Raw genomic sequence first — 23,401 nt, forward strand, 5'->3', positions numbered from 1 at the left:
CTTGTACGTTTATTAAGCCTTGAGAAAAGAGAAATATTACTCCCCTATTAAAATGAGGTGAAAGTGAGAAATGCCCTCTGTTAAGAGGGCATTTACTCTTAGCCTTACAACGATATCAACCAAATCGTCCTGTAATGTAGTCTTCTGTACGCTTATCTGCAGGTGTTGTAAATAATTTGTTTGTATCTGTATATTCCACAACTTCTCCACTTAAGAAGAAAGCTGTTTTATCTGAAATACGTGCCGCTTGTTGCATGTTGTGCGTTACGATAACAATACTAAAGTCTTTCTTTAGCTCCTGAATTAATTCTTCTACTTTTAATGTTGAAATTGGATCTAGCGCTGATGTTGGCTCATCCATTAAAATAACGTCTGGCTCAATTGCTAAGCAGCGTGCAATGCATAGACGTTGTTGCTGACCACCAGATAAACCGTATGCATTATCGTGCAAACGATCTTTTAACTCATCCCAAATAGCTGCGCCGCGCAAGCTATTTTCAACAATTTCATCAAGAGTTTTTTTGTCACGAACACCATGGATTTTCGGACCATATGCTACATTTTCATAAATAGATTTTGGGAATGGATTTGGCTTTTGGAACACCATACCCACATGCGTACGTAATTCTTCAACCGGATATGATTTATCGAATATGTTTCGTTCTCTATATTCGATAACGCCCGTAGTTCGAACGATAGGCACTAACTCTACCATACGATTTAGCGTTTTTAAGTATGTTGATTTACCACAACCACTTGGACCGATAATCGCTGTTACTTCATTCTCATGAATACTTAAGTTGATATCTTTTAAAGCATGGTCTTCCCCGTACCATAAATTTAAATTTTTCGTATCAAATACTACTTTTTTTGGTGCTGTCTCAATCTTTTTCTCTTTTTTCACCTGTACATTTACTACTGTTGCTACCATTTGAATTCCCCTTTCATCCACTTCCAACTTATTTTCGATTTCGTAACCATAAGACAAATATATTTATAAAGAGCAACAATCCTAGCAAAACAATCATCCCAGCTGCTGCTACATACTGAAATTCTTCTTGTGGTCTACTCATCCAATTAAAAATTTGAATTGGTAAAACCGTAAATCTATCAAACATACTGAACGGAACATAATTTGCAAAGGCAAGGGCCCCAATGACTAATAATGGTGCTGCCTCACCAATTGCTCTCGATACCGCTAACGTACATCCCGTTACAATCCCTGGCAAAGCTACTGGCAATACAATTTGATACATCGTTTGCCACTTCGTAGCACCTAATCCGTAAGAAGCCTCTAGTAATGAGCTCGGCACAGTTCGAATCGCTTCTTGACTAGCTACAACAACAGTTGGTAAGACGAGTAAACTCATCGTCAGTGCCGCTGCAATTATGCTCTCTCCTAAATGGAGAGCGTATACGAAAATAGTTAACCCGAGTAAACCAAACACAACGGAAGGTACCCCTGCTAATGTTTGATTATTTAATTCTATTAACTTTTTAAAAACGGACTCCTTCGCATAATGCTCTAAATAAAGAGCTGTTCCGACTCCAAATATAAAAGAGACCGGTATAACAATGCTCATAAATAGTATTGTTCCTGACAAAGCAGCGACAATCCCAGCTTCTCTCGGATTACGTGAGGCGAAGTTTGTAAAGAAATCTATTGAAAGATAACTTATACCTTTTTCAAAAATTTGAAAAAGCAATATAAAAAGTATTACTACTGAAAACAAAATTGCTATATAAAACAAACACTTGTAAATCCGGTCCTTTAAAAAACGCGATGCCATATTTTCTTGTATTTTCTTATGGTTTAACATTCGCATATTATGTCACCCTCCTAAAACGGCGCATAATATATTGCGAAATGATATTCATAATAAAAGTAAACATAAATAACGTTGCACCTACAGCATACATGCTGTAATAAGTAATCGTTCCGTGCGGAGCATCACCTAAACTCACTTGTACAATATAGGCTGTTAATGTTTGAATAGAATGAGTCGGATTTATCGATACATTCGGTGTTGATCCAGCTGCAATAACAACAATCATCGTTTCACCAATTGCTCGAGAAGCTGCTAATATAATCGCTGCCATTATGCCCGTAAAAGCCGATGGAAACACCACTTGTTTTACCATCTCAAAACGAGTTGCTCCTAGCGATAATGAGGCTTCTTTAATTCCTTTTGCTACAGCTCTCATTGCATCTTCAGAGAGAGACGCAATCGTCGGTATCATCATAAACCCTATAACAATACCTGGACTAATAGCATTAAAAAACTGCAAATCTGGTATAATCCGTTGTAAAAGTTGTGTGACAACTGTTAACGCGAAAAAACCATATACAATTGTCGGGATGCCTGCTAGTAGCTCTAACAACGGTTTTAATATTTTCCGAGCGCCATTCGAAGCGTATTCGCTTAAAAACACGGCACAACCTAAACCAATAGGAATTGCTACGAACATGGCAATTGCTGTTACAAGGATTGTTCCACATATAAGTGGTAATATACCGAATTTCGGATCTTCAAAAAAAGGTAACCATTCTTTTTCTGTCAAAAAAGAATACAATGATATCTTTTGAAAAAACATGATTGTTTCATTTGCCAACGTAATAATAATTCCAAGTGTCGTTACAATGGACACGCTAGCAATGGCTTTTAGTATTAACGGAACAATTCGATTGATTCGCTGCGTTTTTTTTCTTCTATTTGTATTTCTCTCAATCAAATGTTGTACAGAAAATGTAATTTGACTTTTGTCATTATGAGCCAAAGATGAAAACCCCTTTCCACCCTGACATTACCTTTTTATTTCTGTTAACATTCGCAGCTGTTCATTATATTTTCCCTTTGGTAATTTTACATATCCGACCTCTTCAGCAAGGCTTCCAACATGCTTAATCATAAACTCAACATAATTGGCTACATTAATTTTATTTCTGATAGATGCATGATTCACATACGTAAATAGCGGCCTAGATAATGGCTTATACGTACCCGACTGAATGGTCTCTTTCGTTGGAAATACACCATCCACCTGTATTGCTTTTACCTTATCTCGATTGGCCATATAATAAGCATATCCTACAAAAGCAATGGCATTTTTATCATTCATTACCCCTTGCATAATAACTTGATCGTCTTCAGACAAAGAAACCGTTTTTACAAGGCGATTATTTTGTAAGACAACATTTTGGAAATAATCATAAGTACCAGAGTCTACGCCTGGCGCATAAAATTCAACTTGTTCACGTGGCCATGATGAATGAATTTGTGACCATCGTTTCAATCTTCCATTTTCACTCCATAATAGACGTAACTCGTCTAGCGTCATATTGTTTACCCACGTATTTTGACGATTCACAACAATCGTTAGACCATCATAAGCAACCTCAAATGGTGTAAATTGAATGGAGTTTTTCTGCATTGCATTTTCTTCTACCGGTTTCATCAATCTCGAAGCATTGTTTATATCTACTTCTCCTTTACTGAAACGATTAAATCCTCCTCCTGTCCCAGAAATACTAATAGAAATTTTCACGTTTGGATGGGCCTTTGTATATTCCTCTGCTACTGCCTCTATAATAGGAAAAACCGTTGAGGATCCATCAACTCTCACTTCTCCCATTTCATTTGTAGCGAATGCAGTAGACATGTTAAAACAAAGGAAACATGTCGACAATGTCAAAACTTTAATCGATGCGCTCATCCATTTCACGTGTTCTTCCTCCTAGAAGCAACCGGAAATAACAGGATTACAGATATAAGAATACTGCTAAACTATTAATTCGGTTTTAATTGTTTGTAAAAGTTTTGTAAAGTTCCACAAAAACAACTGTATACACAAACTTGATTTTCATTTTTGCACTTTAGATGCAATAAATTTTCTAATCATCCATAAAACTGCTATCTCCTATCACACAAGACAAAGTTAGAGCATATGCACTAATCTTGTTATGTTCATCGTTTTTGAAACTACATGTTTTTCAACATTTTACGCTTGTCCACATTTACTAGACCATATGCATAAAGCATAAAAAAAAGCACACTATCTTTTCAGATAGTGTGCTTTTTTTACAACTTTTTTATTCATCATCTTGTGCATTACTTTTTTTCTCTTTTCCATCTTTCGGAGCTTCACCAGTTAATGCTTGTTGTTTTAACTCAAAGTAAGCATCCATAATTTCACGACCAATATATCCATTAATTCCTGTTTTATCATCATGTACCCATGGCACAACAACAGAAAATGCTACTTCTGGATCTTCAAGTGGCGCATAACCTACTAATGTTAAGTTATATGTTTCAACACGCTCACCTTTTGCATTTCTACCAATCTCTTTATCTCCGCCATATACAGTTTGAGCTGTACCTGTTTTCCCAGCTGCTTTATATGGTGCACCTGCAAAGTATTTTGTAGCTGTACCACCTGAATCGTTATACACTTGTCTAAATCCTTCTTGAACACGTTTAATTTGCGATTCAGGCATATCAATGCGATTTAATACTTTCGGTTCCATGGATTGAACAACTTTTCCAACTTCCTCTGGCTTCGCCGATGGCTCACGAATTTCCTTTACAACTTGCGGTTGCATACGATATCCACCATTAGCAATCGTCGAAATATATTGTGCTAATTGAAGCGGTGTATACGTATCATACTGTCCAATTGATAAATCTAATAAGAAACCTGGTATATGATCTGTTCTACCTCTTTGTCCAGCCGTTTCATTCGGTAAATCAATGCCAGTTTTTACACCAAGTCCAAATTGACTGAAATAGTAACGCATAGTATCATATGATTTTTGTGGTATATCTAACGTACCGCCTCGCACATAGGGGACACCAGCGATATTCATCGCTGTTTTAAACATATAAACGTTTGAAGACATTTTTAACGCTTCAAGGTCATTAATGTATCCCATCGTTTTCCAAGATGATTTTGTTTGTGTACCTTTTAATTTAATTGGTTCATCTAACTGTACAGATCCAGGTTGAATCGCGCCAGTTTGATATCCCGTAAGTACAGTCGCACCTTTTACAGTTGAACCCATCGGATAAGAACTTGTCATGGTACCTAAAGCAAAGTCATTTACTTTCGTTTGACCATCTTCGTTAACTAATTGTTTCCCTGCCATGGATAAAACTTCACCATTTTTCGGATTCATCATTACAACGAAAGCGCGATCTAAAAGCGGTTCTGATCCTTTAAATTTATTTAAGTTTTTCTCAAGAATCTCTTCTACACGCTTTTGTAATTCCATATCAATTGTTAAATTCAGATCGTTACCTCGTTGTCCTTGTGACACATTAATAGTTTCTAAAATATTTCCGTCTTTATCTGTAACATTTCTCACTTCGGATTTTGTACCGTGTAAACTATCTTCGTACTGTTGCTCAAGGTAACTTTTTCCTACGCGATCATTACGATTATAATCACGAACAAGATAGTAATCTAATCTTTCTCTCGGTAACCCTTCATCAGAAGAAGTTACACCACCAAGTACACTTCGGAACATATCATCATACTTATATTTTCGTTCCCAGTCGACATTTGTATCTACACCTGGCAATTTCGCCAAATTTTCACTAATAATCGCATATTCTTCTTCTGTTGCACCTTTTTTAACGATTTGCGGCGTCATTGCATATCCGCTTTCCATCTTACTTTTGATCGCCAATATTTCTAAATCTTTTGCTGACAGTTGATTAATCTCTTCTTCTGTTACACGATTTCGTTGACGTTCATCTAGTTCTTTATCGTCAATTTTATTCGCTTTAAACTCTTCACGATCTTTTTTTGTGATTTTTGCTTCTGCTTCTTCTTTATGTAAAGCAAGCCAATAATCTTTTTTATCGCGATCTGTTAACTTATCTGTTGGGACTTCAATTAAATCTGCTAACTTTTTCGCCGTTTCTAAGCGATCTGCTGCAGTTGATCCCTTCATTTTTGTAAATGTAATTGTACGAATAGGCTCATTATCTACGACCGCTTCTCCATTACGATCAAATATTTTCCCGCGTGGTACAGGATTACTTATCGTTGAATTTTCTTTTTTCTCAACTTCATTTTTATATTCCTCACCACGAACAATTTGTACGTATCCAAGCCTTACAATAACCGCGGAGAACATTAAAAACACGCAAAAAAACAACACGTTTAACCGAAAGGGAACGTGGGTTTTTGTCTTTGTCTGGTTCTTTTTCTGCTTCTTGCTCATACAAACCCCCTCTACCAACAGCTATGTAATGTGAAAGGGACACCTTCATACAGGTGCCCTCACTGCTGTCTTACATCTTTTTCTATTCTAGCATAAAACAAACGATAAGTTAACCTTCTGGTTCAGTTTGATTCTGCGTGGTTCCCTGCGCTACAACGCTGGTTTTGTTCACATTTCCCTCATCATATTTGACATTTTTAACTGCAAAATAAATAAGAAAATGTCCAGCTCCTAAAATACATAGTAAGAACGGTAAACTTTTTTCAGGTGGAAAGAATGTTACAGCACATAAAAAACTTAAAATGGAACAAATTCTTCCGGCATTTAACCATAATTCCCTGACAACTACGTATTCTACACGCCATTCTCTCGCCTGTTTTGCTCTACCAATTACATCGTATGTCATAGATCCGTACGGAACGAGTAAAATAGGATATGCAACCGCAATACATGCTGCATAAATAAGTAATTTCGTATATGTAACATTGAAAATAACTAAAAATACGACCGCATATAAAATAATGCCACCAAGTAAAATTGCTTTTTTCCGCCATTCTTTCTTTAACATACGAGCAACTAAATAATAGCATACAAATGATACTGCAGAGTTCACTAAACTATACTTCCCTAGTGCTAACTCGCTACCAGATGCTAAATAGACGTATACCGAAATAACGAAAATAAACGTTCCCTCTCTCAAACCTTGGAAGAAATGAGCACGCGTAATTCTTCCCCAGTTTTCATCAACTTGCCGCTCTTTCAATACTTGCACAATTTCATAGCGTCCTTCACATTCCCTCTTCGATAAAAAAAAGCTTAGAACGACTGCAACCGCAAATAGCATTAACGAGAGGAAGAAAACAACAGTATAACCACTCCATTTTTCCATACGTGAAATTGTATATCCTGCTGCTATCGGTCCAATCATTCCAGAGAACGATGTAAGAAGTCCTAGAAAACCGTTAAAAAAATCTCTTGTTTCTGGTTCTGTAATCTCAAATGTCAACAAGTTAAAAGCAAGCCAATAAAAACCATAACCAACTCCTAAAAGGGCTCCCATTAGTAAAATATAGTGAGATGCACTTTTCCCCGCTACTAAAACGACGATAAAAAAAACAGCTAACGTGCCTACACCGATTCTCAATAAAACCGAGCGATCAATACGTTTCGCTAATTTCCCGCCCACAAGAAATGTTAGAGGCTGCAATACAACGCTGGCCAAATTATACAAGCCCAGATTCACATAATTTTGTGTTTGCTTCCATAAATAAATGTTTACAAACGTATTCGATAAAGAAATTGCGAGCGTGTATAAACCTCCTATAACGAGCAATAATACTAAATCCCGATTCACTTCAACATCACCAATTACATGTTTCCACTTCATACACAACTCTCCTTTACTTCATGTTCTAGTCTTCCAAAGACAAGCTCAATTATGTAAAAGGAGAGCATAGAAAAAAGCTAGGAGAAAACTCCTAGCTTTTTTCTAGCTTTATTAACTTTAATTATTTTGCTTCTTGATAAAGTTTTTCAGCAACGTTCCAATCTACAACGTTCCAGAATGCACCGATGTAGTCAGGACGACGGTTTTGGTAATTTAAGTAGTAAGCATGCTCCCAAACATCTAAACCGATAACTGGAGTTTTACCTTCAGTTAGAGGAGAATCTTGGTTTGGAGTGCTTGTTACTTCTAACTCACCATTGTTTACTACTAACCAAGCCCAACCAGAACCGAAGCGAGTTGCGCCAGCTTTTGCGAATTCTTCTTTGAATGCATCAAAGCTACCGAATTTCGCTTCAATCGCAGTTGCAAGTTCGCCTACTGGTTGTCCCCCGCCGTTTGGAGATAGGATTGTCCAGAAGAATGTATGGTTAGCATGTCCGCCACCATTGTTACGTACTGCTGTACGGATTGCTTCAGGTACTTCGTTTAAGTTTGCAACTAATTCTTCAACGCTTTTGTCAGCTAATTCTGCATGACCTTCTAAAGCAGCGTTTAAGTTTGTAATATACGTGTTGTGATGTTTTGTATGATGGATGTTCATTGTTTCTTTATCAAAGTGAGGTTCTAAAGCATCATACGCATAAGGTAAATTTGGTAATTCGTGTTTTGCCATTGTTATATTCCTCCCGGTTTATGTATTGTCACTACATATGTGACCTACAACTTCATTCTACCCTAATTGCCATAGGGTGCAAACAAATAAATCGCTTTGTCTTGCTATCATTAAAGTAGCAAAATTCCCACTTCTTTTCAATTAAAATGCTCATATATCCCGTAAAAAAAGCTTCCTTCTACAAGGAAGCTTCCTGCTGACATAATAAACATATGAAATGGATATGGACCCTGTAGGACTCGAACCTACGACCGGACGGTTATGAGCCGTCTGCTCTAACCAACTGAGCTAAGGGTCCACGATTATGTATGTAACATTAAAAACAACTAAATTCCCATCGGATATATCGTTTGAAAAATGTAAGATAAATTTACCATATACAAAAGAAAAGTGTCAATTGTATTTTTCTCTACTAGAAGAAGTAAATTAATAAGAAGAAATTTAGTCCTCTCTACTATATGTAAGTATAATATATCTTGAGCTTCTCTAGATTCGTACGTTACAATGATTTTATACATACATAAAGGAAGTGAATCTATGTCCATTTTTACACAGCTAGCAAAAAGCGTATATTCGCCTAAAGATATGGCGCTTTTCCGTTTTCAAAAAATCGGTAAAACCATTTTGTATATTATGCTTCTTTGCCTAATCACTACTATTCCAAGAACTTTCTTGTACGGTAGCGTCATCCAAGATGGTGTTAACATGGTAAATAAAGTAATCGAAAAAGATTTACCTGATTTTAAAATCGAAAACGGCGAGCTACAAGCTGATATTGATCAACCTATCGAAAAAGAAGACGGAAACGCCCTTTTCGTATTTGATCCAAATTCAACAGACTTAGAAAAATATCAAAATAAAACAGGTTTATTTGTTTTAAAAGATAAAGTAGTCTCCATGGGAAATGGTCAAACACAAACATACTCCTATAATGACTTATTAGGCGCATCTCTTGAGAAAAAAGATTTACAAGACTTCATTTCGTTATTTGACAGTATTTATCCAATCTTATTATTCGTTATTGGGTTCTTACTGTACTTGTTCCAATTATTTATTACCTTTGTAGGAGTTACACTGCTTGCCTTCATCGGTTCTGCGATGAGCGGTCAGCGCAAATTATCTTATAAACAAGTTTGGACATTAACTGCTTACAGCTACACAATTCCAACAATCTTCTTTATGATTATGGATTTATTCAAAATAAACGTACCTGGTGCAACATTCATTTACATTGCAGTTGTGTTAATCGTTCTATACTTAACAATTAAAGAAGTTCCAAAACCGAAAGAAAAACAAGAACTATAAAAAAAAATGCCTAAATAGGCATTTTTTTTTTGGACAAGCATATATTCCTAGCAAAGGAGTGAAGGATATGAAGAGATTAGGTGTACTCTTATTCGTGCTTGTCCTCGGTTATATATTTTATTACGACATAAAAATCGGTACTTTACCGATGTTAAGTTCATACAAAAAAACCTCTGCTGCCCAAACGATAAAAAAAGAAAATACAGATGCAAAACAAAATAAAGAGAAAGAAACAGAAAAAGAAACGGATACAGTTTATAAAGCAATCGAAGTAAAAACTGGCGAGACCGTTCTTTCTATTACAGAACAAATTAATAAGAAAAAAATCCCTTCTATTGAAAAAGTAATTGATGATTTTAAGCAATTAAATAAAAATACATCTGCTACAAAAATCCAAGTTGGAAAGTCTTATAAATTCCCGTTATATCAATAAGCAATCACTTAATCCTTGTCAATTACATAAAGGCGCTGATACAATAGTAAAAGTGAAACCGAGTACTTTGGTTTCTATAGCCCTTTCTCACACATACTATCATTGATGTAAGGGACTAAAATAAGAAACTTCTTTTATAAGGAGAGCGATCAATTCGTGAATGAAATGACTCAACGTACAAAAACACGTCCAGTTAAAGTCGGTAATTTAACAATTGGCGGTAACAATGAATTAATTATACAAAGTATGACGACAACAAAAACACATGATGTTGAGGCTACAGTTGCTGAAATTAAACGTTTAGAAGAAGCTGGCTGTCAAGTTGTTCGTGTTGCTGTTCCAGACGAACGCGCAGCAAATGCTATTGCTGATATTAAAAAACAAATCAACATTCCACTTGTTGCTGATATTCATTTTGATTATCGCCTTGCTTTAAAAGCAATCGAAGGCGGCATTGATAAAGTACGTATCAATCCAGGTAACATTGGACGTCGCCATAAAGTAGAAGCTGTTGTAAATGCAGCGAAAGAGCGTGGCATTCCAATCCGTATCGGTGTAAATGCCGGTTCATTAGAACGTCATATTTTAGAAAAGTATGGATATCCAACTGCTGATGGTATGGTCGAGAGCGCACTGCACCATATTAAAATTTTAGAGGACTTAGATTTCCACGATATTATCGTATCAATGAAAGCCTCTGATGTTAACTTAGCAATTGAAGCATACGAAAAAGCTGCTCGCGCTTTTGATTATCCATTACATTTAGGTATTACAGAATCAGGAACATTGTTTGCTGGAACTGTAAAAAGTGCCGCCGGTCTTGGAGCAATTTTAAGTAAAGGCATCGGAAATACACTTCGTATTTCTTTAAGTGCTGATCCAGTTGAAGAAGTAAAAGTTGCACGTGAACTATTAAAGTCATTCGGTCTTGCATCTAATGCCGCAACACTTATTTCTTGTCCAACTTGTGGTCGTATTGAAATCGACCTAATTAGCATTGCTAATGAAGTCGAAGAATACATCTCTACGCTTCAAGTTCCAATTAAGGTTGCAGTACTCGGCTGCGCCGTAAACGGTCCTGGTGAAGCTCGTGAAGCTGACATCGGTATTGCCGGTGCACGCGGAGAAGGTTTATTATTCCGTAAAGGGCAAGTCGTTCGTAAAGTACCAGAAGAAACAATGGTAGAAGAACTGAAAAAAGAAATTGATGTAATCGCTGCTGAAATGGCTGCCGAACGAGATAAAGAAAAAGAAAAACAAGAACAATAAAAGAAGGTTGCCCACAATTTTTGTGAGCAACCTTTTTTTACATTTAAATTAAAAGCTCGTCAATTATATAACCGACGAGCCCTCTCATTTTGCACATTTTGGGCAACGACCATATATTTCAAACTTATGCCCGGTTACCTCATAACCTTTAAAATCTTTATTCATAAAATCCATTGGGCAAGAAGTGATTTTTTTCGTACCACCACAATCTAAACAAATGAAATGGTGATGATGTTCCATAATTGAGCATGTAAAACGAAAATGCTTTTCACCATTTAATTCCGTTTGCTCTAAAACACCGACTTCAGCAAAAACCGTTAAGTTACGATAAATCGTATCAAAACTAAGTCCTGGATAATCATCCTTCATATGCTCTAAAACATCTTTCGCAGTTAAATAACGATTATGCGCCGCGAATAATCTTAGCATCTCTTCCCTTTTCCCCGTATGTTTATATCCTTTTTCCTTCATTAGGCGTAAAGCTTCTGTTAGATTCATACCTATCCCTACTTTATGCAGTTTTTTTCTTCTTCCATAAAATCGCACCGATTAAAATAAGAACCGCTATCATAACAATTGTACCACCTGGTGCTAGATCAAGTTGATACGAAGCAAACATTCCACCAATTACTGCAATTTCACCAAATAAAATGGAAAAGAAAATTGTTTGTTTAAATCCTTTTGCAATACGAATACTTGCTGCAACTGGTAACGTCATTAAAGATGATACGAGAAGAACACCTACAACCCGCATTGAGACCGCAATTACAAGAGCAACTAATATAATGAAAATAAAGTGAATCCACTTTGCACTCAAACCCGTTGATACAGCGTATTCCTCATCAAATGATAGTAAAAACAACTCTTTGTATAATAAAACAATCGTTGCAATAACAACAATTGCTACAACACCGATAATAATTAAATCCGTACTTGTCACAGCACTTACACTACCAAATAAATAACTAAATAAATCTGTGTTAAATCCATTTGCAAGTGAAATAAAAATAACACCGATTCCCATCCCTGCTGAAAGTATAATCGGAATTGCTAACTCTTGATAATGTTTATATACAGTACGTAATTTTTCAATTAGCAATGCTCCACCGATTGAAAAAAACATTCCCATATATAAAGGGTTTAAAAACCCACCAGTAAAGATTGTCTTTTCAAGTAATAAACTAGCTGCAATTCCTGATAACGTCACATGACTTAATGCATCCGCAATAAGCGACATGCGGCGAATTACAACGAACACGCCGATAAGTGGTCCGACAAGCCCTATTAAAACACCAGCGTATAAAGAATTACGTAAAAAATCATATTGTAAAAAATCCTGTATCATTATATCCTCCCGTGATGCCCATGTTCATGTTCTAAGCGATGAACATGATGTCCATATAAAATCGACATTTCTGCATCTTCTAACTCTCGGAATTTCTCTACATTCCCATGGAAATGTAGATGCTGATTTAAACATGCAACATGCGTCACCTTCTCTGTTACAGCACCCATATCGTGCGTAACAAGAATTAACGTGATTCCTAGCCTTTTGTTTAAATCCTCTAGTATCTCATAGAAGCTTTCCACATTTTTTACATCGATCCCAACAGTAGGTTCGTCCAAAATAAGCAATTCCGGATTGCTTACAAGTGCACGAGCAATAAATACACGCTGTTGTTGTCCACCAGAAAGTTCTCCAATGTTACGACCTTGAAACTCACTCATACCTACATCAGCAATCGCTTGTTCTACTTTCGCATTATCGTCTTTCGTAAAAAAGCGAAAAAGCCCCTTTTTCGAAACAAGCCCCATTGAAACAACTTCAAAAACAGTTGCCGGGAAACCTGAGTTAAAACTACTTGCCTTTTGGGATACATAACCAACTTTATTCCACTCTTTAAATTTCTTACTATCAATGCCAAACAATCGAATACTTCCTTGCTTTGGTTTTAAAACACCCAATAAACATTTAAGTAAAGTCGATTTCCCTGAACCATTTGGTCCAACTAAACCTAAAAAAGCTCCCTTCGGAACTTGCAAATTAATATCTTCTAACACGTTGCGATCTTCATATCGAAACGTTAATCCTTCTATTTCCAATATATTATTCATATCATCTCACCTATTTTAATTCAGAATGATTCCGATTTATCTCTATTTGAATTATAGTACAGCTTATTATAGTTGTAAACCAATCTGCCTAAAATATATTCTTTATTTCAAGAAACCTTATTATTATAACAAAAAGCAGAGAAGAATTCTCTGCTTTCAAAAGATATTACAATTAACTTTTTAGTGAATTGCTGATTTAAACTTACCACCATTTGTCTCTTGTGTATTCATAATCGTAACAAATGCATTTTCATCAATTTCATGCACAATTGATTTTAACTTCGTCACTTCCAGACGTGTTACAACTGCATAAATAACTTCTTTTTCTTTATCTGTATAGCCACCTTTAGCAACAAGTTTTGTTGTTCCACGACCAAGGCGGTGTAAAATTGCATTTGACACTTCCTCATATTGATCCGATACTATTAAAACTGCTTTCGTTTCGTCCAATCCTTGAATTACCGTATCAATTGTTTTGAATGCGATATAGTACGTCATAACAGAATACATCGCTTGTTCAACACCAAAAACAAATGCTGCCCATGCAAAAATGAATAAGTTCACAAACATTACGAATTCACCAACAGAAAACGGTAATTTCTTCGTTAATAGAATTCCCATAATCTCCGTCCCGTCTAACGATCCACCATGACGAATAACAAGTCCTACACCAATCCCTAAAATAAGACCGCCAAAAACTGTTGCTAAAATCGGCTCTGTTGTAAATGGCGGGATAGCATGCAACGTTGATTCAATAAATGCTAAAGCTACAATTCCAAATGCTGAAGATAACATGAATGTTTTTCCAATTTGCTTATACCCAGAGTACATAAACGGAATGTTGAGGACAACAACTAAAGTAGAAAAACTTAACCACCAAATATTAGGAGTAAGATAATCTAATATAAGAGAAATACCAATAATTCCACCATCAATAATTTTATTTGGCATTAAAAATAGTTCAATCGCTACCGCCGCACACGCTGCCCCAAAGACAATCATAACTAAACGATATACAAGATGAATAACACTTTCTTTTCGATGTTGCTTTTTTTCCATAAGTCCTCCTTATACTCTTTATCTATAGTTTTGTCCTTATATTATAACATAAGCTTCTTTTCCCCATTGAAAAAATGCACCTTGATACGAATATGTACAAGCTATGGGTACATATATTTCGATAGAAGAACGTGTGAAGGAGGACAACACGATGAACCTCATTAAACAAATTGTGAACAAAAAATTAAATCATATTTCTACAAAAGAGTTATTGAAATATAGTAAAGAATACGAAGTTCCAATCACAACTGCACAAGCTGATAAAATCGTTTTACTTATGAAAGGGAAAAACATTAACATTTACGATAATACCGAGCGACTAGATTTGTTAAAACAAATCGCTAAAGTAACTACTCCTGCCACTGCCCAACAAGTAAATATTTTATTTCAGCAGCTATTAAAATAAGGAGGGGAAAATCCCCTCCTTATTGCGCTTTAATTTTCCCAAGAATTCCTTCATCAAAAGTACCATTTTTCAGCATTTCGATTTCTAATTTATATGGTGGCTTCTTATCTTTTTTATCTTCACCTACATACGGCGTTTCAAGAATTTTTGGTACGTGCGTAAGTTGTGGGTGATGCACAATGTGATGCAATGCCTTATAGCCAATATGACCAAAACCAATATTCTCATGACGGTCTTTTCCAGCTCCGCATACATTTTTGCTATCGTTAATATGAAGTACTTGTAAACGATTTATCCCAACAATTTTATCAAATTCGTTTAACACACCGTCAAAATCATTTACAAGGTCATAACCTGCATCATGCGTATGACACGTATCAAAACATACAGATAGTTTTTCATTATATTTCACACCATCAATAATTTTCGCAATTTCTTCAAAGCTACGACCGCATTCTGTTCCCTTTCCTGCCATCGTTTCTAGCGCAATATTAACCGTTTGTTCTGGCGTTATTACTTCATTAAGCCCTTTAATAATTTGTTGAATACCAGCATCGGCTCCTGCACCAACGTGAGCTCCTGGGTGAAGAACAATTTGTCTTGCTACCCCTAATGCTGCCGTTCTTTCAATTTCCATACGCAGGAAATCAACACCTAATTGGAACGTCTCAGGTTTCGTCGTATTCCCAACATTAATAATATACGGAGCATGGACGATAATTTCCTCGATACCGTTTAGTTCCATATGTTTTCTTCCTGCTTCTATATTCAATTCTTCAATTGGTTTTCTTCGTGTATTTTGTGGCGCACCTGTATAAATCATGAACGTTGTTGCACCGTATGAAACAGCCTCTTCACTTGCTGCTAATAACATCTTCTTACCACTCATTGAAACATGAGATCCAATCTTTAACATACAATCACCTCTTCAATATACAATAGATATAATGATAGCATAATTTGTAGAAATATGTAGCGAATTGTTTGTTCACACAAAAGGCACTACACAAATTAAACTGACTATTTAAACAATCTGCACTCTACACCTAAATTAATTGGATAAAGTGAAACTTTAGTCAACGTTTTTTCTACCCCTCACTAATTATTAATCTGCATTAATCGATTTTCTCTCAAGTAGTGAGATAAAAAAAAATAAGGGAAATCCCTTATCTTTTTTTATTGCTATATTTTTTCTTCACTTTGTCACGTTCTGTGGCAAGTTTTCGTTTATAGTTTGGTTTTACTTTTTTCGGCTTTTTAACAACTTTTGTTGCCATAACATCTAGTCCATCATTTGGTTTTTTACGGCTCTTACGACGACGACGGTCACCTAAATCCGCCCATTCATCTCCGCGTAAATCTACATGCTTAAACTCAATATTACGTTGTTTTTCTAAGCTATCTAATGCTTCTTCGTTTGCTGGATCATAAATCGTCACTGCAATACCTGAATGACCCGCACGTGCAGTTCTTCCAACACGGTGAACGAAGAAATCTAAATCTGGTGGAAGTTCATAGTTAATAACATGGCTAATTCCTTCAATATCAATACCGCGTGCCGCCAAATCTGTTGCGACAATGTATTGGAACTCTAAATCACGAACTTGTTTCATCATTTTTCTACGATCACGTGGTGATAAATCACCGTGTATACGCCCTACTTTTAACCCACGTTCTGCTAATCCATCGGCTACTTCATCAGCCTTCTTCTTTGTGTTTGTAAAGACAATTGCTAAATATGGTTTAAATTGAAGTAACATATTTTTTACTAATTCAATTTTATTACGGTGTCTTGAAGGCACAAGGTAATGATCAATATTTCCTGCTGCAACTTGCTTCGGATTAATATGAATATGTTCTGGATTCTCCATATATTTCTTCAAAAATGGTTTTAATTTTTGAGGAATTGTTGCAGAGAAAACTAACATTTGCAGGTTTTTAGGCATACGTGCTGCAATTTTATCTACATCTTGAATGAATCCCATATCAAGCATTAAATCCGCTTCATCGACAATAATAGTATCCGCTTTATAAACAAATAGCGCCTTTTCTTCTACTAAGTCTTTAATACGTCCTGGCGTTCCAACTACAATATGAGGTTGTTTTTTCAACTTTTCAATTGATCGTTGTTTATCAGTTCCACCAATTAAGCAACGTGCTGTAATCATTTGATCTTCTGCACAGAACTTTGTTAATTTCACAATTTCTTGATAAATTTGTTGTGCTAACTCACGAGTAGGCGCTGTAATAACAAGTTGTACTTCTTCACGACTTGCATCAATTCTGTTTAATGTAGGAAGTAAGTATGCATGTGTTTTCCCAGAACCAGTTTGGGATTGTCCAATTACACTCACACCTTTTTTCACGACTGGGAAAATTTTCTTTTGAATTCCTGTCGGCTCTGAAAAGCGTAGTTCACGAATTGCATCTATTAAAAATGGTTTAAAATCATACTGTGTAAAAGTTTGTAGTGTCATAAGTTACACCTTCTTTCTAAAATTTCTACTGCGCACAAATCAGTCAAGTCTACATTATATCGAAGTCTACAAGTAAAATCCATCTTTAGTTTAGGTTTTCATCTCAAAAACTAACCTTCTTTCCTTCTATTGCATATTGTATGTGTATATACCTAACTGAAGAAAGGAGGATTTCTCATATGTATCCGAAATCCCCAATAGGGCAAATGTATCCTAATCAAGGACATCATTCTTATACACCATACCCAATTCCACAACTACCACCAATGGCACAAAAAAAGAAAAGTTTTCTTTCTAAACTCTTTAAAAAACACGATCCTACGGAGCCTTTCATGCAAATGGCCCCTCCCTATCGGCAAATGGAAGAGCCGCCGATGATGCACCAGCAGCAAGCGTACCAACAAAGGCAATCATACCAGCAACCGTACCAATCACAGCAACCATACCAACAACCGTACCAACCACAGCAACCATATCCTCAACAAATGATACCCCCTCAAATGTATGAAGCAAACGAAACGCGTGGCGGTACAACAACTACAGCTGCGGCGACATCTAGCAGTGGCATCGGAAGTTTTTTTTCTAACCTAATTGCAAATCCAACTAATATGATAAATAACATCGAAAAAGTATCACAAGTTGTTCAATCTGTAGGACCTGTCGTTGAGCAATACAGTCCAATTATGCGTAATCTACCCAGTATTGTTAAAATCCTCACCTCTGGAAAAGGCACGGAAGAAAAACAAGCTGAAGACCAGCCTGGAGAAGTTGAAGTGACCACTCCTCCTCCACAAAAAAAGAAAAAAAGAAAAAAAATCGTAATAGAACCAGTAATAGAAAAAGAATTACCGGAAGAGCCTGTTCAACAAATAGCTACAAAACCAAAACTATATGTGTAACTATCCTTTGTTTTCTCTCCACTCCTCCTTTATAATGTAATGGACTATGCACAAAAGTATCCCTTGTTTAGAAGGAGAGGATTACTCACATGAAGATTGTTAAAATTTCCCCTCGTGGTTATTGCTACGGCGTTGTTGACGCGATGGTTATTGCACGTAACGCCGCATTAGATAAATCATTACCGAGACCCATTTATATTTTAGGTATGATTGTTCACAATAAGCATGTAACAGATGCTTTCGAAGAGGATGGCATCATTACATTAGACGGTCCAAGTCGATTAGAAATTTTAGATAAAATCGATTCTGGTACTGTTATTTTTACTGCACACGGTGTTTCTCCAGAAGTTAAACAACGTGCAAAAGCAAAAGGTTTAACGACAATTGATGCAACTTGCCCAGATGTTACAAAAACACATGACCTTATTGAAGCAAAGAAAGCTGAAGGATACCATGTCATTTATATCGGCAAAAAAAATCATCCAGAACCAGAAGGTGCAGTTGGTATTGCACCTGATATCGTTCATCTTATCGAAAAAGCTGACGATTTAAAAACATTAGAAATCCCAACGGATAAAATTTTAGTTACAAATCAAACAACAATGAGTCAATGGGATGTTCAACATTTAATGGAGGACATTCAGAAAAAATTCCCAACAGCAGAATTCCACAAGGAAATTTGTTTAGCAACTCAAGTTCGCCAAGAAGCTGTCGCTAAACAAGCTGATGTTGCAGATTTAACAATTGTTGTTGGTGATCCGAAAAGTAACAACTCCAACCGTTTAGCTCAAGTATCACAAGAAATTGCTGGTACAAAAGCATACCGTGTTGCAGACGTAAGTGAAATCCAATTAGAGTGGCTACAAGGTATCGAAAATGTTGCAGTTACAGCGGGGGCTTCTACTCCAACACCAATCACAAAAGAAGTTATTGCTTTCTTAGAGCAATATGATCCGATGAATCCAGCTACATGGGACAGAATTCGAAAGGTACCACTTCAAAAGATATTGCCACGTGTAAAAGTAAAAAAACAACAATAATAAAAACCGTTGCCTACATGAGCAACGGTTTTTATTTTTCTTATACAAATGTGAACGGATCCGTATGTAACTGTGAAGCATGAATTTGTACATTGAAATTCTTTTCATCTACTTTAGCTTGCAATTGTTTTTGTACACCTTGCTTCATTACTTTTTCAACGTTATGTCCTGGATCGACTATATTTAAACCAATCATCATCGCATCGTGAGCAACATGATAATACATATCACCTGTTACATATACATCTGCTCCTTTGAATTTCGCTTGGTTTATATATTTATTACCGTCACCACCAAGTACAGCTACTTTACGCACCTTATCATCTAACTTTCCAACAACTCTTGCACCCTTTACATGTAATGATTGTTTCACATGTGAAGCAAACTGTTCAAGCGTCATTTCTTCTTGTAAATATCCTATTTTACCAAGACCTAATGTTTCACCTTTATTATCAAGCGGATATACATCATATGCCACTTCTTCATATGGATGGGCTGCCAACATCGCTTTAATAACTTTTCTTTGTAACGAAGCTGGAATAATCGTTTCGACACGCGCCTCTTCTACACGTTCTAACTGTCCAGTTTCTCCGATATAAGGATTTGTACCTTCTTGAGGGATAAACGTACCTACCCCTTCGCTACCGAACGTACAGTGGCTATAATTACCGATATGACCTGCATCCGCATCTCCAAGAGCTTTGCGCACTTCTTCTGCATGGGTTACTGGAACAAATACAACAATTTTTTTCATTTCTTCTGCATATGTAGGAGCTAATACTTCTGTATTTTGTAACCCTAACGCATCAGCAAGTAAATCATTTACCCCGCCCTTAGCAATATCTACATTTGTATGTGCGGCATAAATTACAATATCATTTTTAATACACGTTTCAATAATTCTTCCGTACGCCTTATCTGTATGAATCGCTTTTAATGGATTAAAGATTAAAGGATGGTGCGCTATAATGACATTCGCTCCTAATTGGATCGCCTCGTCCACAACTTCCTCAGTTACATCTAATGCGATTAATACGTGCTGCACAGGTTTATTAAGCGCTCCAATCTGTAAGCCAATCTTATCCCCTTCCATCGCTAAATGCTTCGGATACATACTTTCAAATAAAGAAATAATTTCATGGCCATTCGGAATTTTACTCATGATAAAACCTCTCCTATCATTTTCATTTTCGCTTCTACTTCTGCACGCTTCGCTTTTGTCTCTTCAGACTCCGCTGCACGCTCTAACTGTTTTAAAATATTTTGGAAGTTTTTCAATTCCCCTTCCCACTTTTCAACAAAAGCTTCACTTTTTTCTTTTATTAGAAATGGACCCATAAACAATTCAGCTTGTTTATTTTCAGAGTAAGGTACTGCTGTATCTCCCCGCTCTCCGACTAAAATCTCGTAAATCTTTCCATCTTCTATTACAATTTTCTCACGGATAAGCTCCCATCCATTTTCAATAAACCATTCACGGATATGGTGCGCTGCAATATTCGGCTGTAAGATTAAACGTGTTACACCTTCTAATTTTTCTTTACCACTTTCTAAAATGTCACGAATTAACGCTCCACCCATACCAGCAATCGTAATAACATCTACTTCTCCTGGTGTAATAACAGCTAATCCATTCCCTTTACGAACGTCTACTTTATCTTGTAAGCCACTTTCAGCTACAGTTGCTTGTGCAGAGCGAAACGGTCCATCTACAACCTCTCCTGCAACTGCTTTTGTAGCAATATTATTTATAATTGTATAACACGGTAAATACGCATGATCCGATCCAATATCAGCTACTGTAGAGCCTACAGGAATCTCCCTCACAACTTCTTCTAATCGTTTTGAAAGCTTTACTTCATTCATGTATTTCCATTACTCCTTCTCTTGTCAGTCTGTCTCCATGATAATGAATTTATAGTGGTTGTTGCAAGTCTATAACAACACTTCAATTCTCTATTACTAATCGTATTTTAGATAGTATAGAAAAACAAGCCTTTTGCAAAAAGCAAAAGACTTGTTTTTCTATACTTTATCCCGCTATTTGCGGGCAGTAAGACTCCCACCTCAAAATTCGGCTAGAACAAAGAAGTTAGGTGGGAGACCAACTGCCCGTAAACGCCCGATTGGTGAGGGCTAATAATCAATGGGGGATGAACCCCCCACTGATTAAAGTTTCACTTTATTTTTTCTTCGATAACCAATCAGCTACTTTAGCTGCTTGATCAGCTGGAACTACATTTGGTGGCATATTCCCTTTTCCTTTTGAAAGAATTTCTTTAATTTCATCTTTTGAAAGTTTCCCACCAATTTTTTGTAAATTAGGTCCTACCGCCCCTTGTAACTGATCACCATGACAGCTCGTACAGCTTTGCTTTACAATATCCTCTGGCTTTGATGCTGTTTGTGCTGGTTTCCCGCCATTTTTTGCATCAGCTAACTCTTTAGATTTATTTAGCCCCTGAAATGAAAATACAAACATAACGATAATACCTAATGCTGCAATAAGAGCGAACGGAATCAACGGATTACGTTTCATATCTCTTCTCCCCCCTCTATATCCCTAAATAGTTAGATGATTCAGTCATTTATATTGTACTTGAAAACGCTCTATCAGAAAAGAGCAAACTACTACTTGTTAAAAATATTCCGTAAATTCATTTTATTGATTTTCACTATTATATCGCATATTATTTCGATAATTACTAACGTTTCTCATCATATTTTTTACTTTTCTACATATTATTTTGTATAGAATAAACAAAATTAATCGAAAAATCTAAAAATGAGCATTTGCAAATCAAAAGACAATTCTGTAAAATAAATTACAAGAAATTGTAATCGTTGCCGATAGCTAAATGTTAACAAAAATTAACAAAAGAAAAAAGTTTACTTCACAATCGTGAAGTAAACTTAAAATAACCTATTCTAAGAAATCCTTAAGACGTTTACTACGGCTCGGATGTCTTAGTTTGCGAAGTGCTTTCGCTTCAATTTGACGAATACGTTCTCTCGTTACGCCGAATACTTTCCCAACTTCTTCAAGCGTACGAGTTCGTCCATCATCTAAACCAAAACGAAGACGCAGAACATTTTCTTCACGATCTGTTAGTGTATCTAACACATCTTCTAATTGTTCTTTTAGCAATTCATACGCTGCATGGTCCGCAGGCGATGTTGCTTCTTGGTCTTCAATAAAGTCACCTAAATGGGAGTCGTCTTCTTCACCAATTGGTGTTTCAAGAGAAACTGGCTCCTGTGCAATCTTTAAGATTTCGCGTACTTTTTCTGGAGCAAGATCCATTTCTTCACCAATCTCTTCAGGAGATGGTTCGCGTCCTAAATCTTGTAATAATTGACGTTGTACACGAATTAACTTATTAATGGTTTCGACCATATGAACTGGAATACGAATTGTTCGCGCTTGGTCTGCAATCGCACGTGTAATAGCTTGGCGAATCCACCAAGTTGCATACGTACTAAATTTAAAACCTTTACGATAGTCGAACTTTTCAACCGCTTTAATTAGACCCATATTTCCTTCTTGGATTAAGTCTAAGAAAAGCATACCGCGGCCCACGTAGCGCTTTGCAATACTTACTACAAGACGTAAGTTTGCTTCTGCAAGACGGCGTTTTGCTTCTTCATCGCCTTCTTCAATACGTGTCGCAAGTCGAATTTCTTCTTCAGCGGATAGTAAGTCAACTCGACCAATTTCTTTTAAGTACATACGAACAGGGTCATTGATTTTCACACCTGGTGGCACACTTAAATCATTGAGGTCGAATTCTTCTTCCGTTTTTGTAATTTGGCGATTATTAGGACCTTCGTCGTTGTCATTGTCACCAACTAAGTCAATCCCTTGTTCACCTAAATATTCGTAGTATTCATCCATTTGGTCGGATTCAATTTCAAATCCATTCATGCGTTCTGCAATCTCTTCATATGTAAGAACGCCACGTTTTTTTCCAAGCTCAGTGAGTTGTTCTTTCACTTGCTCAAGGGTCATTTCAGTTTCAATTTGTTTAGAACGAGCTGGTTTATCAGCCATC

Annotated in this window: 23 protein-coding genes and 1 tRNA gene; 6 read left to right on the plus strand and 18 right to left on the minus strand. The window is 36.4% G+C overall.

Annotation, left to right across the window (positions count from 1 at the left end; translation table 11 throughout):
* Nucleotides 1-115: 115 nt before the first annotated feature.
* From pstB to MR071_RS02375, 8 genes are all read right to left on the minus strand, one after another.
* Nucleotides 116-931: a phosphate ABC transporter ATP-binding protein gene (gene pstB, locus MR071_RS02340; protein WP_105584491.1), complete on the minus strand. Its 816-nt coding sequence runs from the start codon at nt 929-931 to the stop codon at nt 116-118.
* Between the two features lie 28 nt (nt 932-959).
* Nucleotides 960-1,826 carry a phosphate ABC transporter permease PstA gene (pstA, locus tag MR071_RS02345; protein ID WP_002145719.1) on the minus strand — a complete coding sequence of 289 codons (867 nt, stop codon included), beginning with the start codon at nt 1,824-1,826 and terminating at the stop codon, nt 960-962.
* A gap of 1 nt (nt 1,827) precedes the next feature.
* The gene (gene pstC / locus MR071_RS02350) at nt 1,828-2,778 is read right to left on the minus strand and encodes a phosphate ABC transporter permease subunit PstC (RefSeq protein WP_242234754.1); all 951 of its coding nucleotides are present in this window, start codon (nt 2,776-2,778) and stop codon (nt 1,828-1,830) included.
* 27 nt (nt 2,779-2,805) lie between these two features.
* On the minus strand, nt 2,806-3,723 hold the full coding sequence (locus MR071_RS02355; protein ID WP_242234756.1) for a PstS family phosphate ABC transporter substrate-binding protein: 918 nt from the start codon (nt 3,721-3,723) through the stop codon (nt 2,806-2,808).
* Between the two features lie 367 nt (nt 3,724-4,090).
* Entirely contained in the window at nt 4,091-6,226 is a 2,136-nt protein-coding gene (locus MR071_RS02360) for a peptidoglycan D,D-transpeptidase FtsI family protein (RefSeq protein ID WP_105584488.1), read from the minus strand.
* Nucleotides 6,227-6,335: 109 nt separating this feature from the next.
* Nucleotides 6,336-7,613, minus strand: coding sequence for an MFS transporter (locus tag MR071_RS02365; protein ID WP_242234758.1), 1,278 nt, complete (start codon nt 7,611-7,613; stop codon nt 6,336-6,338).
* Nucleotides 7,614-7,734: 121 nt separating this feature from the next.
* Nucleotides 7,735-8,346: a superoxide dismutase [Mn] gene (sodA, locus tag MR071_RS02370; RefSeq protein WP_001052033.1), complete on the minus strand. Its 612-nt coding sequence runs from the start codon at nt 8,344-8,346 to the stop codon at nt 7,735-7,737.
* 224 nt (nt 8,347-8,570) lie between these two features.
* Nucleotides 8,571-8,644 (minus strand) — tRNA-Ile (locus MR071_RS02375).
* Between the two features lie 239 nt (nt 8,645-8,883).
* Here MR071_RS02375 and yqgB point away from each other — a divergent pair.
* The 3 genes from yqgB to ispG all read left to right on the plus strand — a co-directional run bounded on the left by yqgB (nt 8,884) and on the right by ispG (nt 11,353).
* On the plus strand, nt 8,884-9,651 hold the full coding sequence (gene yqgB / locus MR071_RS02380) for a protein YqgB (protein ID WP_105584486.1): 768 nt from the start codon (nt 8,884-8,886) through the stop codon (nt 9,649-9,651).
* A 67-nt stretch (nt 9,652-9,718) separates the two neighbouring features.
* Nucleotides 9,719-10,084, plus strand: a complete 366-nt coding sequence (locus MR071_RS02385) for a hypothetical protein (RefSeq protein WP_105584485.1) — start codon at nt 9,719-9,721, stop codon at nt 10,082-10,084.
* A gap of 165 nt (nt 10,085-10,249) precedes the next feature.
* Nucleotides 10,250-11,353 carry a flavodoxin-dependent (E)-4-hydroxy-3-methylbut-2-enyl-diphosphate synthase gene (gene ispG / locus MR071_RS02390; protein ID WP_181149439.1) on the plus strand — a complete coding sequence of 368 codons (1,104 nt, stop codon included), beginning with the start codon at nt 10,250-10,252 and terminating at the stop codon, nt 11,351-11,353.
* Nucleotides 11,354-11,437: 84 nt separating this feature from the next.
* On the opposite strand, the gene MR071_RS02395 is transcribed toward ispG, so the two are convergent.
* The 4 genes from MR071_RS02395 to MR071_RS02410 form a co-directional block, all read right to left on the minus strand.
* A complete protein-coding gene (locus MR071_RS02395) occupies nt 11,438-11,851 on the minus strand; it encodes a Fur family transcriptional regulator (protein ID WP_105584483.1) in 414 nt (137 codons plus the stop codon).
* Nucleotides 11,852-11,864: 13 nt separating this feature from the next.
* Nucleotides 11,865-12,698, minus strand: a complete 834-nt coding sequence (locus MR071_RS02400; protein ID WP_105584482.1) for a metal ABC transporter permease — start codon at nt 12,696-12,698, stop codon at nt 11,865-11,867.
* Entirely contained in the window at nt 12,698-13,468 is a 771-nt protein-coding gene (locus MR071_RS02405; protein ID WP_105584481.1) for a metal ABC transporter ATP-binding protein, read from the minus strand. The genes MR071_RS02400 and MR071_RS02405 overlap by 1 nt, the downstream gene beginning before the upstream one ends.
* Before the next feature lie 180 nt (nt 13,469-13,648).
* Nucleotides 13,649-14,527 carry a YitT family protein gene (locus tag MR071_RS02410; RefSeq protein WP_105584480.1) on the minus strand — a complete coding sequence of 293 codons (879 nt, stop codon included), beginning with the start codon at nt 14,525-14,527 and terminating at the stop codon, nt 13,649-13,651.
* A gap of 151 nt (nt 14,528-14,678) precedes the next feature.
* Here MR071_RS02410 and MR071_RS02415 point away from each other — a divergent pair, with 151 nt between their 5' ends.
* Entirely contained in the window at nt 14,679-14,933 is a 255-nt protein-coding gene (locus tag MR071_RS02415; RefSeq protein ID WP_002088657.1) for a DUF2624 domain-containing protein, read from the plus strand.
* Nucleotides 14,934-14,952: 19 nt separating this feature from the next.
* On the opposite strand, the gene MR071_RS02420 is transcribed toward MR071_RS02415, so the two are convergent.
* Complete coding sequence (locus MR071_RS02420; RefSeq protein ID WP_105584479.1) at nt 14,953-15,849, minus strand: deoxyribonuclease IV; 897 nt, start codon at nt 15,847-15,849, stop codon at nt 14,953-14,955.
* 250 nt (nt 15,850-16,099) lie between these two features.
* On the minus strand, nt 16,100-17,410 hold the full coding sequence (locus tag MR071_RS02425; protein ID WP_242234760.1) for a DEAD/DEAH box helicase: 1,311 nt from the start codon (nt 17,408-17,410) through the stop codon (nt 16,100-16,102).
* Nucleotides 17,411-17,589: 179 nt separating this feature from the next.
* On the opposite strand from MR071_RS02425, the gene MR071_RS02430 reads away from it, so the two are divergent.
* Both MR071_RS02430 and MR071_RS02435 read left to right on the plus strand, forming a co-directional pair.
* Nucleotides 17,590-18,309, plus strand: a complete 720-nt coding sequence (locus MR071_RS02430; protein ID WP_242234762.1) for a YqfQ family protein — start codon at nt 17,590-17,592, stop codon at nt 18,307-18,309.
* Between the two features lie 89 nt (nt 18,310-18,398).
* Nucleotides 18,399-19,349 (plus strand): 4-hydroxy-3-methylbut-2-enyl diphosphate reductase, encoded by a 951-nt coding sequence (locus MR071_RS02435; RefSeq protein WP_105584476.1) that lies wholly within the window; start codon nt 18,399-18,401, stop codon nt 19,347-19,349.
* Nucleotides 19,350-19,389: 40 nt separating this feature from the next.
* Here the strand turns inward: MR071_RS02435 and MR071_RS02440 are convergent, their stop codons facing one another.
* The 4 genes from MR071_RS02440 to rpoD all read right to left on the minus strand — a co-directional run bounded on the left by MR071_RS02440 (nt 19,390) and on the right by rpoD (nt 23,400).
* A complete protein-coding gene (locus MR071_RS02440; protein ID WP_242234764.1) occupies nt 19,390-20,511 on the minus strand; it encodes a Nif3-like dinuclear metal center hexameric protein in 1,122 nt (373 codons plus the stop codon).
* Entirely contained in the window at nt 20,508-21,215 is a 708-nt protein-coding gene (locus MR071_RS02445) for a tRNA (adenine(22)-N(1))-methyltransferase (protein ID WP_105584474.1), read from the minus strand. The genes MR071_RS02440 and MR071_RS02445 overlap by 4 nt, the downstream gene beginning before the upstream one ends.
* Before the next feature lie 316 nt (nt 21,216-21,531).
* Nucleotides 21,532-21,888, minus strand: coding sequence for a cytochrome c550 (gene cccA / locus MR071_RS02450; protein WP_105584473.1), 357 nt, complete (start codon nt 21,886-21,888; stop codon nt 21,532-21,534).
* 384 nt (nt 21,889-22,272) lie between these two features.
* The gene (gene rpoD, locus MR071_RS02455; protein ID WP_000764062.1) at nt 22,273-23,400 is read right to left on the minus strand and encodes an RNA polymerase sigma factor RpoD; all 1,128 of its coding nucleotides are present in this window, start codon (nt 23,398-23,400) and stop codon (nt 22,273-22,275) included.
* Between the last annotated feature and the right edge of the window lies 1 nt (nt 23,401).

This window comes from Bacillus cereus group sp. BfR-BA-01316 (assembly GCF_022664195.1).
In the GTDB taxonomy this organism is placed as follows: Bacteria; Bacillota; Bacilli; order Bacillales; family Bacillaceae_G; genus Bacillus_A.